General features: G+C 69.1%; 17 protein-coding genes. 11 read left to right on the top strand and 6 right to left on the bottom strand.

From position 1 onward, the window contains the following. From C882_RS13990 to petA, 4 genes are all read left to right on the top strand, one after another. Positions 1 to 969: efflux RND transporter permease subunit (locus tag C882_RS13990; protein ID WP_043645670.1), on the top strand; the 969-nt coding region annotated here is incomplete at its 5' end. A gap of 23 nt (positions 970 to 992) precedes the next feature. Further along, positions 993 to 1340, top strand: a complete 348-nt coding sequence (locus C882_RS13995; protein ID WP_009541278.1) for a copper-binding protein — start codon at positions 993 to 995, stop codon at positions 1338 to 1340. Between the two features lie 250 nt (positions 1341 to 1590). Beyond that, positions 1591 to 1818, top strand: a complete 228-nt coding sequence (locus C882_RS14000) for a hypothetical protein (protein ID WP_043645671.1) — start codon at positions 1591 to 1593, stop codon at positions 1816 to 1818. A gap of 52 nt (positions 1819 to 1870) precedes the next feature. Next, positions 1871 to 2425, top strand: coding sequence for a ubiquinol-cytochrome c reductase iron-sulfur subunit (gene petA / locus C882_RS14005; protein ID WP_009541279.1), 555 nt, complete (start codon positions 1871 to 1873; stop codon positions 2423 to 2425). Positions 2426 to 2455: 30 nt separating this feature from the next. Here the strand turns inward: petA and lgt are convergent, their stop codons facing one another. The 6 genes from lgt to C882_RS14040 form a co-directional block, all read right to left on the bottom strand. Continuing rightward, on the bottom strand, positions 2456 to 3274 hold the full coding sequence (lgt, locus tag C882_RS14010; RefSeq protein ID WP_009541280.1) for a prolipoprotein diacylglyceryl transferase: 819 nt from the start codon (positions 3272 to 3274) through the stop codon (positions 2456 to 2458). Between the two features lie 17 nt (positions 3275 to 3291). After that, positions 3292 to 4152, bottom strand: a complete 861-nt coding sequence (locus C882_RS14015; RefSeq protein ID WP_009541281.1) for an HD-GYP domain-containing protein — start codon at positions 4150 to 4152, stop codon at positions 3292 to 3294. After that, entirely contained in the window at positions 4149 to 6533 is a 2385-nt protein-coding gene (locus C882_RS14020) for a heavy metal translocating P-type ATPase (protein ID WP_009541282.1), read from the bottom strand. The genes C882_RS14015 and C882_RS14020 overlap by 4 nt, the downstream gene beginning before the upstream one ends. A gap of 87 nt (positions 6534 to 6620) precedes the next feature. Further along, positions 6621 to 7127, bottom strand: a complete 507-nt coding sequence (locus C882_RS23345; RefSeq protein ID WP_009541283.1) for a hypothetical protein — start codon at positions 7125 to 7127, stop codon at positions 6621 to 6623. 95 nt (positions 7128 to 7222) lie between these two features. Further along, on the bottom strand, positions 7223 to 8620 hold the full coding sequence (locus tag C882_RS14035) for an ATP-binding protein (RefSeq protein ID WP_201448372.1): 1398 nt from the start codon (positions 8618 to 8620) through the stop codon (positions 7223 to 7225). Further along, complete coding sequence (locus C882_RS14040) at positions 8604 to 9335, bottom strand: response regulator (RefSeq protein WP_009541285.1); 732 nt, start codon at positions 9333 to 9335, stop codon at positions 8604 to 8606. The genes C882_RS14035 and C882_RS14040 overlap by 17 nt, the downstream gene beginning before the upstream one ends. A 251-nt stretch (positions 9336 to 9586) precedes the next feature. On the opposite strand from C882_RS14040, the gene C882_RS14045 reads away from it, so the two are divergent. The 7 genes from C882_RS14045 (at position 9587) to C882_RS25755 (ending at position 13328) form a co-directional block, all read left to right on the top strand. Further along, entirely contained in the window at positions 9587 to 9871 is a 285-nt protein-coding gene (locus C882_RS14045; RefSeq protein ID WP_009541286.1) for a DUF2933 domain-containing protein, read from the top strand. Then, on the top strand, positions 9868 to 10473 hold the full coding sequence (locus C882_RS14050; protein WP_009541287.1) for a DsbE family thiol:disulfide interchange protein: 606 nt from the start codon (positions 9868 to 9870) through the stop codon (positions 10471 to 10473). Before C882_RS14045 ends, C882_RS14050 begins: the two co-directional genes overlap by 4 nt. After that, a complete protein-coding gene (gene pal, locus C882_RS25750; protein WP_009541288.1) occupies positions 10470 to 11288 on the top strand; it encodes a peptidoglycan-associated lipoprotein Pal in 819 nt (272 codons plus the stop codon). Before C882_RS14050 ends, pal begins: the two co-directional genes overlap by 4 nt. Before the next feature lie 69 nt (positions 11289 to 11357). Next, a complete protein-coding gene (locus C882_RS14060) occupies positions 11358 to 12329 on the top strand; it encodes a potassium channel family protein (protein WP_009541289.1) in 972 nt (323 codons plus the stop codon). A gap of 77 nt (positions 12330 to 12406) precedes the next feature. Continuing rightward, complete coding sequence (locus C882_RS14065; protein ID WP_009541290.1) at positions 12407 to 12808, top strand: DUF302 domain-containing protein; 402 nt, start codon at positions 12407 to 12409, stop codon at positions 12806 to 12808. 92 nt (positions 12809 to 12900) lie between these two features. Beyond that, positions 12901 to 13095 (top strand): hypothetical protein, encoded by a 195-nt coding sequence (locus C882_RS14070; protein WP_009541291.1) that lies wholly within the window; start codon positions 12901 to 12903, stop codon positions 13093 to 13095. Further along, complete coding sequence (locus tag C882_RS25755) at positions 13095 to 13328, top strand: GDCCVxC domain-containing (seleno)protein (RefSeq protein ID WP_322090750.1); 234 nt, start codon at positions 13095 to 13097, stop codon at positions 13326 to 13328. The genes C882_RS14070 and C882_RS25755 overlap by 1 nt, the downstream gene beginning before the upstream one ends. The last annotated feature ends 101 nt before the right edge of the window (positions 13329 to 13429 follow it).

Below are 13429 nucleotides of genomic sequence, written 5' to 3' on the forward strand. Positions count from 1 at the left end.
GACGTGGTGCGCACCGCCATCGGCGGCATGCGCATCTCCGAGACCGTGGAGGGGCTGGAGCGCTACCCCATCAACATCCGCTACCCCTACGACGACCGCACCAGCATCGAGGCCCTGCGCGAGCTGCCCATGGTCACGCCCTCGGGCGCGCAGATCGGCCTGGGCGATGTGGCCGACATCACGGTCACCGACGGGCCGGGCATGATCCGGTCGGAGAACGCCCGCCTGAACGGCTGGATCTACGTCGACATCGCCGGCCGCGACCTTGGCGGCTACGTCGAGGAAGCGCGCCGCGTGGTGGCCGAGCAGGTCGACCTGCCGCCGGGCTATTCCGTCGCCTGGTCCGGCCAATTCGAGTTCCTGGAACGGGCGGAGAAGCGGCTTGGCATGATCGTGCCGGTGACGCTGCTGCTGATCGTCGTGTTGCTGTTCATGGCCTTCGGCCGGGCGGTCGACGTCGCCACCATCGTCGGCACCCTGCCCATCGCGCTTTCGGGCGGCTTCTGGCTGCTCTGGATGCTGGACTTCGACCTGTCGGTGGCGGTCGTGGTGGGCTTCATCGCGCTTGCCGGCGTGGCGGTGGAGACCGCCATCATCATGCAGGTCTACCTCAACCTCGCGCTCGACAAACGGCGCCGGTTGGCGGCGGCGGAGGGGCGCCCGGTCACCATGGACGATGTCCACGATGCGGTGACGGAAGGCGCGCTGCTCCGCCTGCGGCCCAAGCTGATGACCGTCGCCACCATCTTCGCCGGCCTGCTGCCCATCATGATTGGCACCGGCACGGGCGCGGAGGTCATGCGCCGCATCGCCGCGCCCATGGTCGGCGGCATGGCGACGGCGACGCTTCTTACCCTGTTCGTCATCCCGGCGGTGTTCGTGCTGGTCAACCGCATCGACGCCGTCCGCAACCCGAAGACCCAGTCATCCACCCCCGGCGCCATGGCCCACGGCCACCCCGCCGAATGATTAACCCCAGGAGACTTATACCCATGAAGACGATCCTTTTCGCCGCCGCCGTCCTGGCCGTTCTGCCGGCCGCCGCCATGGCGCAGTCCTCGCACACCATGTCCGACCATTCCACGATGGCCGGCGCGAAGCATGGGGAAGAGGCGGCCGTCGCGGGCATCGGCACGGTGAACGGCGTGGACGCCGGCGCCCGCAAGGTGAACGTGACGCATGAGCCCATCGCCGCCATCGGCTGGCCCGCCATGACCATGGACTTCGCCGTGGCCGAGGGCGTCGACCTGGCCGCCCTGGAAGCGGGCGCGCCGGTGTCCTTCACCCTGACGCGGGGTGCCGACGGTATTTACATGATCGAGACGATCCAGGCCCAATAAGGGAGGAAGCGGCGGCGGACGCCATGGTGCATCCGCCGCCGTTCCAGCGCCGCGTCGCAGAACTGGCTCGGGCGGCGCCGCACCGCCCATGGGGAAGGCCGTGGCCCCAGGTACCTCAGTGGAACCAGACCTCTTCTGTAACAACCTGTCACATTCTTCCGCCCTGTCCCGACACATGGCGGACAAATCCGCCTGTCACCATGACTGGGACGTTGAGCGCTCACCAGGGCCTCAGGCCCAACAGAAGAGGATGACGATGTATTTGAGCGAGGTTGACCGCGCCGAGGCGGCCGACGTCCTGATGGCGGCACTGAACGACGCACTGCGTGCCGGACGGCGCCATGACGTGCGCGATATCTTCGATTGCTTGGCGGCGCTCGGTGGACGGCATTCGGACAACGCGGCGCTGCTGGTCCTCCAGGACATGACAAGCCGGTCTATCTCTTGGAGGGGCCGGACGCCGCACGCACTGGCGTAATCACTATTCGAGGCGGAGGCTTCCTGTTTCAACCGGCATCGAGGAGGTTTCCATGGCTACGACCGAAACCAGAAGGGCGGATGTCACAGACGATCCCGGTCGCCGCGACTTTCTGCTTTATGGCACCGGGGCGGTGGCCGTTGTGGGGACGGGCTTGGCGCTCTGGCCCTTCATCGACAGCATCAACCCAACCGCCGACGTTCTTGCGTTGTCGTCAACCGAACTCGACCTGACCCCGGTTGCCGTCGGTCAGCGCGTCACGGTGACGTGGCGGGGCAAGCCGGTTTTCGTCAGCCACCGGACCGAGGAGGAAATCCAGTTGGCCGTGGCTGCCGACGACGATCCGAAGCTGATCAATCCGGCAACCGATGCCTCGCGCGTGCAGAATGCAGACTGGCTTGTCGTCGTCGGAATCTGCAAGCACCTGGGCTGTGTGCCGCTCGGGCAGAAGTCGAGCGACTCGCGCGGCCGCTACGGCGGATGGTTCTGCCCGTGTCATGGCTCGCAATACGACACGTCGGGCCGTGTTCGCCACGGTCCCGCGCCCCTGAACCTAGCCTTGCCGCCCTACACCCTCAAGGCCGACGAAACCGTCGTCATCGGGTGAGGGGCAGGCGACACGGCCGGCGCCAGCGTCTCAGGCCGTCCCGGACACCGCGCGGCGGCGCGCCGCATAGGCGACGACGCTGAGTCCCAGCGCAATCATCGGCAGGCTGAGAAGCTGGCCCATGGTCGCGCCCTGCCAGACGAAGCCCAGGAACGGGTCCGGCTCGCGGAAGAACTCCACCGTGAAGCGCGCGAGGCCGTAGAGCATCAGGAACGTCCCGAACAGCACGCCCGGCCGCGCCCGCACCGCCGGCCGGCTGGCGAGAGCCGCCATGACCACGAGAAGGACGAGCCCCTCAAGCGCCGCCTCATAGAGCTGGCTCGGGTGGCGCGGCACCGCTCCGCCCATGGGGAAGACCATGGCCCACGGCACGTCGGTGGCGCGGCCGAACAACTCGCCGTTGATGAAGTTCGCCAGCCGCCCGAAGAACAGGCCGATCGGCGCGACGACCGCGATGGTGTCGGCGAACGGCAGCAGCGGCACCTTGCGCTTGCGCGCGAACAGCCAGATTGCGACGGCGACACCCAGCAGGCCCCCGTGGAACGACATGCCGCCATGCCAGACCTGGACGATCTCCAGCGGGTGCGACAGGTAGTAGCCCGGCTTGTAGAACAGCACATAGCCCAGCCGGCCGCCGAGGACGACGCCGAAGGTGGCCCAGAGCAGGAAGTCGTCCACATCGTCGCGCGTCAGTCCGCCGAGGCCCGGCCAGCGCGGCACCATGCGGCGCAGAAGAAGCCATCCGCCGGTCAGGCCGGTCAGATAGGCCAGCGCATACCAGCGGATGACGATCGGGCCGAGTTCAAAGGCCACGGGGTCGATGTTGGGAAACGGCATGGGGCCGGTCATGAACGTCCTCTTGGTGGTCAGTGGGCGGCCCGCGCCGGGTGGTCGGCGAGGCTGTCGATGATGTGCGGAATGGCGGAGGGAGGGCCGGGCGGCATGGCGGCGTCCCTGGCGGTCTCGTCATCGGCCTCCGGCATGGCGCGCCACGCCTTGCCGCGGAAATAGAGGCGGAAGACCCCAAGGCAGGTGTGACAGCGGATGACATCGCCGCTCCGCGCGTCGCGGGGCACGGCGACGGCCGGGCCGCAGTGGGGGCAGAGCACCAGGTCCACCCCGTGGTCCGCGTGGCCGACGATTCCGTCCAGTCGGCCTTCCTCGACCAGCGCCGCCAGCGCTTCGAAGGCGCCGGCGTCATATTGCCGGCCGGCGAGGGGGCGCAGGACGCTCAGGGCCTTTTCCGGCGTCATGGCGGCGCGATAGGGGCGGGCGCTGGTCATGGCGTCGAAGGCATCGGCGACGGCGACGATGCGGCTCGCCCGCCCGATGGCCTCGCCGTGAAGGCCGCGCGGATAGCCGCTGCCGTCAAGGCGCTCGTGATGCTCGGCCACCACGCGGCGTGCCAGAAGGCCCAGCGGATGGTCCCGCAGCAGCGCCGCCCCCAGGCGGGGATGGCGGTGCATGACTGATAGCTCGTCGCCGGTCAGGCGGCCCCGCTTCAGGAGGATCGCGTCGGGCACGCCGATCTTGCCGATGTCGTGGAGCCAGCCGCCGATGACGGCTTCCATCTCCACCCGACGCGAGGCGCCCGCCCGGACGGCGATCATCTTGCACAACTGCGACATGCGCCAGAGATGGCCGCCCGTGTACGGGTCGCGCGCCTCGGTCACGCTGCCCAGCAGCAAAAGCGACTGGAGCAGCTTGCGGTTTCGGGGCGCGATCATGACGCCCTCCGGCCCTGCGGGGCGCTCGCGTGCGGCAGTTTCACCCAGCGCAGGCGGAGCGCGTTGCCGATCACCGATGTCGAACTCAGCGCCATGGCGGCGGCGGCGATGATGGGGCTCAGCATCCAGCCGAAGGCCGGGTACAGCACGCCGGCCGCCAGCGGCACACCCAGGCCATTGTAGATGAAGGCGAAAAACAGGTTCTGGCGGATGTTGCGCATGGTGGCGTGGCTGAGCACGCGGGCCCGCGCGATGCCGTCCAGGTTGCCCTTCACCAGCGTGACGCCGGCGCTCTGGATGGCAACGTCGGTGCCGGTGCCCATGGCGATGCCAACGTCGGCTTCGGCAAGGGCGGGTGCGTCGTTCACACCGTCGCCGGCCATGGCGACGATGCGACCTTCCTGGCGCAGGCGGCGGACCACGGCGTTCTTGTCCTCGGGCGAGACCTCGGCCTCCACGGCGTCGATGCCGAGCGCGCGGGCGACGGCCTCGGCCGTGGTGCGGTTGTCGCCGGTCAGCATGACGATGTGCATCCCGGTCTCGCGCAGCACCCTCAGGGCCTCGGGGGTGGTGGCCTTCACCGGGTCGGCGACGGCGACCAGCCCGGCGGGGGCTCCGTCAACGGCAAGGAACATGACCGTCGCGCCCTCACGCCGCAGGTCATCCGCTGTGCCTTCCAAGTCGCCCGGCGCCACTGACAGGTCGCGCATCAGCTTGATGTTGCCAAGCGCGACGGCGCGACCTTCCACCGTGCCCTGCACGCCCTTGCCGGTGACCGAGGAAAAGTCTTCCGCCCGGGGCAGCGAGACGCCGCGCTCCCGCGCCGCCTCGACGATGGCGGCGGCCAACGGATGTTCGCTGCCGCGCTCCAGGGCGGCGGCGAGGGCCAGCACGTGATCCTCGGCCTGTCCCTCGGCGGGGATGACGCGGGTGACCTTCGGGCGGCCTTCCGTTAGCGTGCCGGTCTTGTCGACCACCAGCGTATCCACCTTCTCGAAGCGCTCCAGCGCCTCGGCGTTCTTGATGAGCACGCCTTCGCCGGCCCCGCGCCCGACGCCGACCATGATCGACATGGGCGTGGCGAGTCCCAGCGCGCAGGGGCAGGCGATGATGAGGACGGAGACCGCGACGATCAGCGCATAGGCCATGGCGGGGGCAGGGCCCACGGCGGCCCAGACGATGAAGGCGATGACGGCGACGGCGATCACGGCGGGGACGAACCAGCCGGCAACCACGTCGGCCAGCCGCTGGATCGGCGCGCGCGAGCGCTGGGCCTCGGCCACCATCTGCACGATGCGCGACAGCATGGTGTCGGAGCCGACCTTCTCGGCCCGGATCACCAGCCCACCGGTGCCGTTCAGCGTGCCGCCGATGACGGCGTCGCCCTCCGTCTTCTCGACGGGCACGGATTCGCCGGTGACCATGGACTCGTCGACCGAACTGCGGCCCTCGGTGACGGTGCCGTCGACCGGCACGCTCTCGCCGGGGCGCACCCGCAGCCGGTCGCCGACCTGGACGGCCTCCAGCGGGATTTCCTCGTCGTCACCGTGGTCGGTCAGGCGCCGGGCGGTCTTGGGGGCGAGGTCGAGCAGGGCCTTGATGGCGCCGCCCGTGCGCTCGCGCGCCCGCAGTTCCAGCACCTGGCCGAGCAGCACCAGCACCGTGATGACGGCGGCGGCCTCGTAGTAGACGGCGACAATGCCTTCGGCGCCCCGGAAGGAGTCCGGGAAGATGCCGGGGAAGAGTGTTGCAACGACGCTGAAGCCGTAGGCCGCGCCCACGCCGATGGCGATCAGCGTAAACATGTTCAGCGACCGGTTGACCAGCGACAGCCATCCACGCTGCAACAGCGGCCAACCGGACCACAGGACGACCGGCGTCGCCAGGGCGAACTGGACCCAAACGGCGGTGCCGGGCGATATCCAGTCATGGATGCCGAGCGCCGGGATGTGGGCGCCCATCTCCAGCAGGAACAGGGGCACCGTGAACAGTGCGCCGATCCAGAAGCGCCGGGTCATGTCGACGAGTTCCGGGTTCGGCCCCTCGTCGGCCACCACACCGGCGGGCTCCAGCGCCATGCCGCATTTGGGGCAGGTGCCGGGGCCTTCCTGGCGGATCTCGGGGTGCATGGGGCAGGTGTAGATGACGCCCTTTTGCGGCGCCGGCTGTTCCTGTTTCTCCGATGTGTTCAGGTACTTGTCCGGGTCGGCGATGAAGGCGTTGGCGCAGCGGGCAGAGCAGAAATGATACGTCGAGCCGTCATGCTGGTGGTGATGCTGCGTCGCCGCCGGATCGACCGACATGCCGCACACCGGGTCCTTGACCTGCGCGTGCATGTGGCCGTGGGCGGCGTGGTCGTGGACGGTGTGTGCGTGTGTCATGACTGCCTCCTGTGCGCCCTAAGCGAAACGGCCGAAGCGCCGGGCGCGGGACGCCCGGCACCTTGCCGGCAGTATCGCCCGGCTGGCTTATTCGGCGGGCGCCATCATGCCGGTCTTGGCGTCGATGGCGACCTTGCGGACCAGCGAGCCGTCGACGGTCTCGATGGCGGCGATCAGCTTGCCGTCCTGTTCCTCGACCGCGCCGGCCTGAAGGCGGTCATTGCCGTGGCGGATGAGCATGGCCTGAAGAAGCGTCTTGGCTTCGTCGGCGGTCAGGTCGAGCGGCTGGCCGGTCATCATGGCGCAGGGGCCGAGGCCCATGCCGCCTTGGCCCATCATGCCCATCATGCCGGGGCCCTGGCCTCCCTGGCCCATCATCCCCATCATGCCGCCGGAGCCTTGGCCGCCCTGGCCCATCATGCCGCCGGGCATCTGGTTGGGCTGCATCTGTCCCTGCGCCTGCCCGGTGGGGGCATCGGCGGCAGCGGCGGCTGCGATGTTCGGATGGTGGGCGTTGTGGTCGCTCTGGGTCTGCGCGAAGGCCGGGGCCGCCATGGCGGCAAGGGCGGCGGTGGCGATCAGGAGGGTGCGCATGGTGAAAGCTCCTTGCTTCGTGATTGCTGAGCCTCAGCACACCACACCCATGCAACAGCGCTATGTCAGCGCGGGAGGAAAAGTGTGTCCAGATGTTACGAGCGGCCGGACCCGCCCCGCGCCACCGGCAGCCGCAGGCTCGCCCGCAGGCCGCCGCCGGCCCGGTTGGCGAGCCGGACATCGCCGCCGTGGGCGTGAGCCACGCTCGCGACGATGCTCAGGCCCAGGCCGACGCCGCCGGTGGCCCGACCGCGCGATGCCTCGACACGGTAGAACGGCCGGAACACCCGCTCCATCTGATCCTCGGCGATACCGGGGCCGTCGTCGTCAACATGGATCAGCACCGCGTCCGCCGCGCGCTCCAGCGTGACCACGGCCCGGCCGCCATAGCGCACCGCGTTCTGGACGAGGTTTGACACCGCCCGTCGCAACGCCTGCGGTCGGCAGGCCATCACGCAGGTCGGGGCCTCGGCGCAGGCCACCGGCTGCCCGGCCTCCGCCAGATCGTCGCACAGGCTCTGCACCAGGGCACTCACGTCCACCTGCTGCATGGGCTCGGTCTCGGCGTCCTCGCGCGCGAAGGCCAGCGTGGAGCGGATCATGTCCTCCATCTCGGCCAGCGTCGAGAGCGTCTTGTCGCGTTCCTCGTCGTCGTCGATGAACTCCGCCCGCAGGCGCAGGAGCGTGATGGGCGTGCGCAGGTCGTGGGAAATGGCGGCGAGCATCTGCGTGCGGTCCTCCACGAAGCGGCGCAGGCGCGCCTGCATGTCATTGAAGGCGCCCGTCGCCCGCCGCACCTCGTCGGGCCCGCGCTCGTCCAGGGGCGGTGCGGTAACGTCCCGGCCTAGGCGCTCCGCCGCCCGCGCAAGGTCGCGCAAGGGCCGCGTCATGCGGCGGACCACGATCACCGAGAGCCCCAGCACGCCGGCGAACATGATGACGGTGGAGGCCACCGCGCCGCCCGACGGGGCCGCACTGGCTTCCGGCAGGGCACCCGAGACCGTCACCCACGTCCCGTCGCCGAGCCCGACCGAGGTGCGGACATCCGCCCGCGTCAGCGGGTTCAGCGAGGCGAGACCCACCGTGTCCTCGGGCAGGGCATCGAGTACCTGGACCATGATCCGGTCGCGGTAGGCCGGGCCAAGTTCTTCAAGGAGAAGCTGACGGATCAGGCGGGCGCGCCAGTCGTTCTCGTGGTCGTGCACGAGGGGATTTTGAGGGTTGACCGCAACGTCGAGGTCCGCCGCTTCCGTCGCGCGGGCCACCCGGTCGCGCAAGGGTGCTGGCACCGCCGCCACCACCTGCACGACGGTCGTCGCCCGGTGCGCGAACTCGCGTCCGCCGGTGGCCGCCAGCAGGGCGTCGCGGTCGTGGGCATAGAAGATCATGCTGACGGCGTGGGACAGCGTCAGCCCCACCACCAGCAGAAGCAGGGTCTGCCCCGCCATGCTGCGCGGCCAGGGCAGGCGCCATCGCTTACGGGTCGCCGTCATCGAAGGTCACGTCGGCGGTGAACATGTAGCCGTCGCCCCAGACGGTCTTGATGAGCGTCGGGTTGCCGGGGTCGTCCTCCATCTTGCGGCGCAGGCGGCTGACCTGGGTGTCGATGCTGCGGTCGAAAGCAACCGACGATCGCCCGCGCGCCAGGTCCAGAAGCTGGTCGCGCGACAGCACCCGCTTGGGCCGCTCCACGAAGGCCAGAAGCAGGCTGTACTCGCCCTTGCTCAGCGGCAGCACAACGCCGTCCGGCCGGTGCAGGTCGTGGCGGCCGAGGTCGAGCGTCCAGCCGGCGAAGTGGGCGAGCGACCGTTCCTCGGCAGGCGCGGCGGCGGTCGCGCCCTGCGCCCTGCGCAGGACCGCCTTGATGCGCGCCAGCAACTCGCGCGGGGAGAACGGCTTCGCCACATAGTCGTCGGCGCCCATCTCCAGGCCGACGATGCGATCCGTTTCCTCGCCCATCGCCGTCAGCATTATGATGGGGATGGCCGACTCCGCGCGCAGGCTCCGGCACAGGCTGAGGCCGTCCTCGCCCGGCAGCATGAGGTCCAGCACCACTAGGTCGATGCGGTGGTCGGCCATGACCCGGTGCATCTCGGACCCGTCCCCGGCGGTGGAGACGCGCAGGCCATGCTTCGTCAGGAACTTGCCCACGAGGTCGCGGATGTCGCGGTGGTCGTCGACGACAAGGATGTGCGGTGTACCGTCCATGCCGCGACTGTAGCGCCGCGCCGCGCGAGCGTCCGCCGAAAAAGTGTTACGGAGTGTGTCGGAACGCCCTCCAGTAAAGGACTGTCACGAAGTAGGGCCTTGCCCGACAAACTTACGGCACCCGCGCGTGGTCATATGAGCCTCGACCCCGCCGGAGGACGATGGGGCGCGCCCGGTGTCCCATGCCTTGATCTGCCCCGGACCGTCCTGGCGTCCTCCGTGCGGGGCGGCCAATCGGGGAGGAAAACCGAATGATCGACCGCATCACCACCTATGTCCGCACCAAGCCGCGCACGAGCGTCCTGATCGGGCTCGCGACTGTGGTCGGTGGCGCCTTCCTTGTGTGGGATGCCCAGCGCGGCGGGTCGTTCTACGTCTTCCTGCCGCTGGTCGCCTGCGTCGCCATGCACGGGCTCATGCACGGCGGGCACGGCAAACATGGACACGGCCACGGTCAGCAGGCGCCCGAGGACCCGGATACCGCGCCGGCGGCCCTTCCCGAGACGCCGGTTGACCGGCGGGATGGTGGGGCATGACCGCCCGCGCCGCGCCGCATGGGGCGAAGCCGGTGGCGGCGCCGGGAGGGCGCCGTCGCTGGCTGTTCATCGCCCCGGCCGCCGTCTTCGGGCTGCTGGCGGTGGTCTTCGCCGTGGGGCTGACGCTGGATCCCTCCAAGCTGCCGTCGGCCCTGATCGGCGACGAGGTGCCCGTCTTCGACCTGCCGGAAATTCCAGGCCGCCCGCCGGGGCTGTCGTCGGACGACCTGACCGGCGCGGTGTCCATCGTCAACGTCTTCGCCTCGTGGTGCACCGCCTGCAAGCAGGAGCATCCCTACTGGATGCAACTGAAGGCCTCCGGCGTCGTGCCGCTGCACGGCCTGAACTACAAGGACGAGGGCCAGGACGCGCTGGATTGGCTGAACAGCCTGGGCGATCCCTACGATCGCGTCGGCGCCGACCGTGACGGCCGTGTCGCCATCGACTTCGGCGTCTACGGCGTGCCGGAAACCTTCATCATCGGCGCCGACGGCCGCGTCGCCTACAAGCACGTCGGCCCCATCGACCCGCGCGCGCTCGACGAGGTCATCCTGCCGCTGGTGCGAAAGCTGCAAGAAGAGGCGGCAGTCGCGTCCCAATGACCGCACGGGACGAGCGCCGCCGCCTGTTCACCCGCCTGCTCCTGGTGCTCGGCGGCGGGGCCGTCGGCGGGTTTGCCCTGCTTGCGGGGCGGCTATATCAGCTTCAGGTTCTGAACCATGACCGCTATGCCCTGCTGTCGGACCGAAACCGCATCCGCGTTGAACCGCTGACGCCGCGCCGGGGCCGCCTGTTGGCCGCCGACGGTGCGGTGCTGGCGGACGGCCGTTCCCGCTTCGTGGCACGGCTGGACGACGACGATGCTGCCGATGCAGACCAGAGGCGCCGCATCGCAGCCCTTCTCGGGGGGAAGTTCGTTTCTCCGAGTGTCGCCGCCCTGGCCGTCGCGCTTCTCGCTGCTTGCGCGACACCGCCGGAAGAGGGCGCCGGCGCGCGTGGCGCCAGTGCCGGCGGTGCTGGAATGGTCGACGCGAGCATCGGTAACAGCGGTGCGCCCGTGGCTGGTTCCGAGCAGGACTTCCGTCAGACCGCCGGGGACCGGGTGTTCTTCGCCACCGACACGGATGCGCTCTCAGCCGAAGCGCAGGCCACCCTGCGCCGTCAGGCGGCGTGGTTGACGCGATACCCCCAGGTCGACGTGCTGATCGAGGGCCACGCCGACGAGCGCGGAACGCGCGACTACAACCTGGCGCTCGGCGAGCGGCGTGCCACGTCGGTCAAGGGCCACCTGGTGGCGCTCGGCATCGCCTCCACGCGCATTCAGACCGTCTCCTACGGCAAGGAGCGGCCGACCTGCGTCGCGGGCACACCGGCGTGCTGGCAGGAGAACCGCCGCGCCGTGACGGTTCTTCGTTAGAAGACGGTTGAGAACGCACGGCCTCGAACCCGGCTCCCGCTGCCGCCGTTGCTGCCGCGGAGGTGACGCGTGTCGGATTTTTCCATCGTCCAATTCGTGATCGGGGTCGTGCTCGTCCTCGTCGTCAACGTCGACTTCATGTGGACCGCTGTGTCCATGGGTGGGGCCGGCCTGGTGGCGGAACGGGGTGCCCGCGCGGCGGGCGGGCTGTTCAGTCGCATGATGAAGGGGCGGCTCATCCACGCGGTTGGGCCGCTGGTGCTGACGATCCTGTTCATCTGGTGGGTCGGCGGGCTGTGGCTCGGCTGGACCCTTATTTTCAATGCCGAGCCGGGTGCCGTGGTGGCCTCGCAGTCGCGTGAGGCGGCGGACTTCTGGGAGGTCGGGTATTTCGCCGGCTTCTCGCTGTCGACGCTGGGCGTCGGCGACTTCGTGGCGGCCAAGGACGGCTGGCGCCTCGTTGCCATCCTGACGGCGCTCAACGGCCTGTCGCTCATCACGCTGGGCATCACCTATATCGTCTCCATCCTGCAAACCCTGGTGCAGCAGCACGCCCTGGCGCGCGAGATCCAGACCTACGGACGGACGGCCGAAGAGCTTGTGCTGTGGGGGTGGACGGGCAGCGATTTCTCGCGGCTGTCGCAGGCCCTGGGCAGTATGCCGCAGTCGCTGCTGTCCATGGAGGCCAAGGAGCACGCCTTCCCCATCGCCTGGGAATACTTGCCGGGCGACCGGTGCGCTGCCATCGGCTGCTCCGTGGCCCTGCTGGAGGATGCGCTGGCGCTGATCGCCTGCACGCGGGGCGGCGACACGTTGCTGGCGACGGACCTTCGGCCCCTTGACCGGGCTCTGGACCAGTACATCCGCAACACCACCGCGCACCGCGTCGATGCGCCGCCACTGAAGGGGCTGGAGGCCATGGAGGCGGCGGGCATTCCGCTGAAGGAGGCCGCCTCGCGCGAGGCCGCCATCCGGGAACGGGCGGAGCGCCGTGACCTTGCCGTGGCATTTGCCCTGAACCGCCACCAATCGCCGCATTGACCGGTCGCCCGAAGCGCAACGGGCCCTACATTATGGGCGTCTAATGTTCTTAGAGACCCCGAAACCGGAGCAATGCCATGAGCTATACCTTCAGCACCACGCTCGACATGCCTTTTGACGCGGCCGTCTCCACGGTTACGGAGGCCCTGAAGCAGGAAGGCTTCGGCGTTCTGACCGAGATCGACGTCAAGGAGACCCTGAAAAAGAAGATCGACGCGGATTTCCGCCCCTACCGGATCCTCGGCGCCTGCAATCCGAAGATGGCGCATCAGGCCCTTCAGGCCGAACCGGAGATCGGCGTCATGCTGCCTTGCAACGTGGTCGTCCAGGAGGACGAGGGCGGCAGGACCCGTGTTTCCGCCGTCGATCCCGTCGCCTCCATGCAGGCGGTGGACAACCCCGCGCTGGGCGAGATCGCCGGGCAGGTGCGCGAGGCCCTGCGGCGGGTGGTCGAGGGGCTTGAGCGGACACCGGCGTGACGGTAACACGGCGCTGGCACCTGCCGACAAACTCCTGAAACGTCTTCGTGGTCTCCTGGCGGTATCGAACCCTCAAACCCCAGGAGGCCACCATGTGGCACGACCCCGCCTTCGACGCCATGCACGGAAACTGGCACTGGTTCTTCGGCTGGCACACGCTGTTCCTGTTGCTCGTCGTGTTTCTCGCCGCCTACGGGGCCTACAGCCTGGCGCGGGCGGCCGCCGAGCGCAGCACCGGCGATGACCGACGGCACAGGGACAAGGACAAGGACAAGAAGCCCCGATGATGATCGAGCTGACATCGGAACTGACCTGCCCCCACTGCGGACACCGCGCGGTGGAGGAGATGCCGACGGACGCCTGCCAGTTCTTCTACGACTGCGAGGGCTGCGGCTGTCTTCTGCGGCCGAAGCCGGGCGACTGTTGCGTCTTCTGCTCTTACGGGGTCGGTGCCCTGTCCGCCGGTCCAGCAGGACAAATCCTGCCATTGAGGATGCCCCGCCGTGCGCCGCGGCGCTGATCCGTAACATCTTGTCACACATTCCCCGGGGGCGCCGACAAACTTCGGCAACGTTCGGTCGCTAGGGTCCACTACAGGACCAACACCAAAGGACCGGATGC

Origin of the sequence: Caenispirillum salinarum AK4, assembly GCF_000315795.1 — a bacterium.
Classification (GTDB): Bacteria; Pseudomonadota; Alphaproteobacteria; order Rhodospirillales; family Rhodospirillaceae; genus Caenispirillum; species Caenispirillum salinarum.

What these genes read in the sequence shown, in the direction of transcription:
- C882_RS13995 (WP_009541278.1), top strand. Translation starts at nt 993, where the DNA reads ATGAAGACGATCCTTTTCGCCGCCGCCGTCCTGGCCGTTCTGCCGGCC.
- C882_RS14000 (WP_043645671.1), top strand. Translation starts at nt 1,591, where the DNA reads ATGACGATGTATTTGAGCGAGGTTGACCGCGCCGAGGCGGCCGACGTC.
- petA (WP_009541279.1), top strand. Translation starts at nt 1,871, where the DNA reads ATGGCTACGACCGAAACCAGAAGGGCGGATGTCACAGACGATCCCGGT.
- lgt (WP_009541280.1), bottom strand. Translation starts at nt 3,274, where the DNA reads ATGACCGGCCCCATGCCGTTTCCCAACATCGACCCCGTGGCCTTTGAA.
- C882_RS14015 (WP_009541281.1), bottom strand. Translation starts at nt 4,152, where the DNA reads ATGATCGCGCCCCGAAACCGCAAGCTGCTCCAGTCGCTTTTGCTGCTG.
- C882_RS14020 (WP_009541282.1), bottom strand. Translation starts at nt 6,533, where the DNA reads ATGACACACGCACACACCGTCCACGACCACGCCGCCCACGGCCACATG.
- C882_RS23345 (WP_009541283.1), bottom strand. Translation starts at nt 7,127, where the DNA reads ATGCGCACCCTCCTGATCGCCACCGCCGCCCTTGCCGCCATGGCGGCC.
- C882_RS14035 (WP_201448372.1), bottom strand. Translation starts at nt 8,620, where the DNA reads ATGACGGCGACCCGTAAGCGATGGCGCCTGCCCTGGCCGCGCAGCATG.
- C882_RS14040 (WP_009541285.1), bottom strand. Translation starts at nt 9,335, where the DNA reads ATGGACGGTACACCGCACATCCTTGTCGTCGACGACCACCGCGACATC.
- C882_RS14045 (WP_009541286.1), top strand. Translation starts at nt 9,587, where the DNA reads ATGATCGACCGCATCACCACCTATGTCCGCACCAAGCCGCGCACGAGC.
- C882_RS14050 (WP_009541287.1), top strand. Translation starts at nt 9,868, where the DNA reads ATGACCGCCCGCGCCGCGCCGCATGGGGCGAAGCCGGTGGCGGCGCCG.
- pal (WP_009541288.1), top strand. Translation starts at nt 10,470, where the DNA reads ATGACCGCACGGGACGAGCGCCGCCGCCTGTTCACCCGCCTGCTCCTG.
- C882_RS14065 (WP_009541290.1), top strand. Translation starts at nt 12,407, where the DNA reads ATGAGCTATACCTTCAGCACCACGCTCGACATGCCTTTTGACGCGGCC.
- C882_RS14070 (WP_009541291.1), top strand. Translation starts at nt 12,901, where the DNA reads ATGTGGCACGACCCCGCCTTCGACGCCATGCACGGAAACTGGCACTGG.
- C882_RS25755 (WP_322090750.1), top strand. Translation starts at nt 13,095, where the DNA reads ATGATCGAGCTGACATCGGAACTGACCTGCCCCCACTGCGGACACCGC.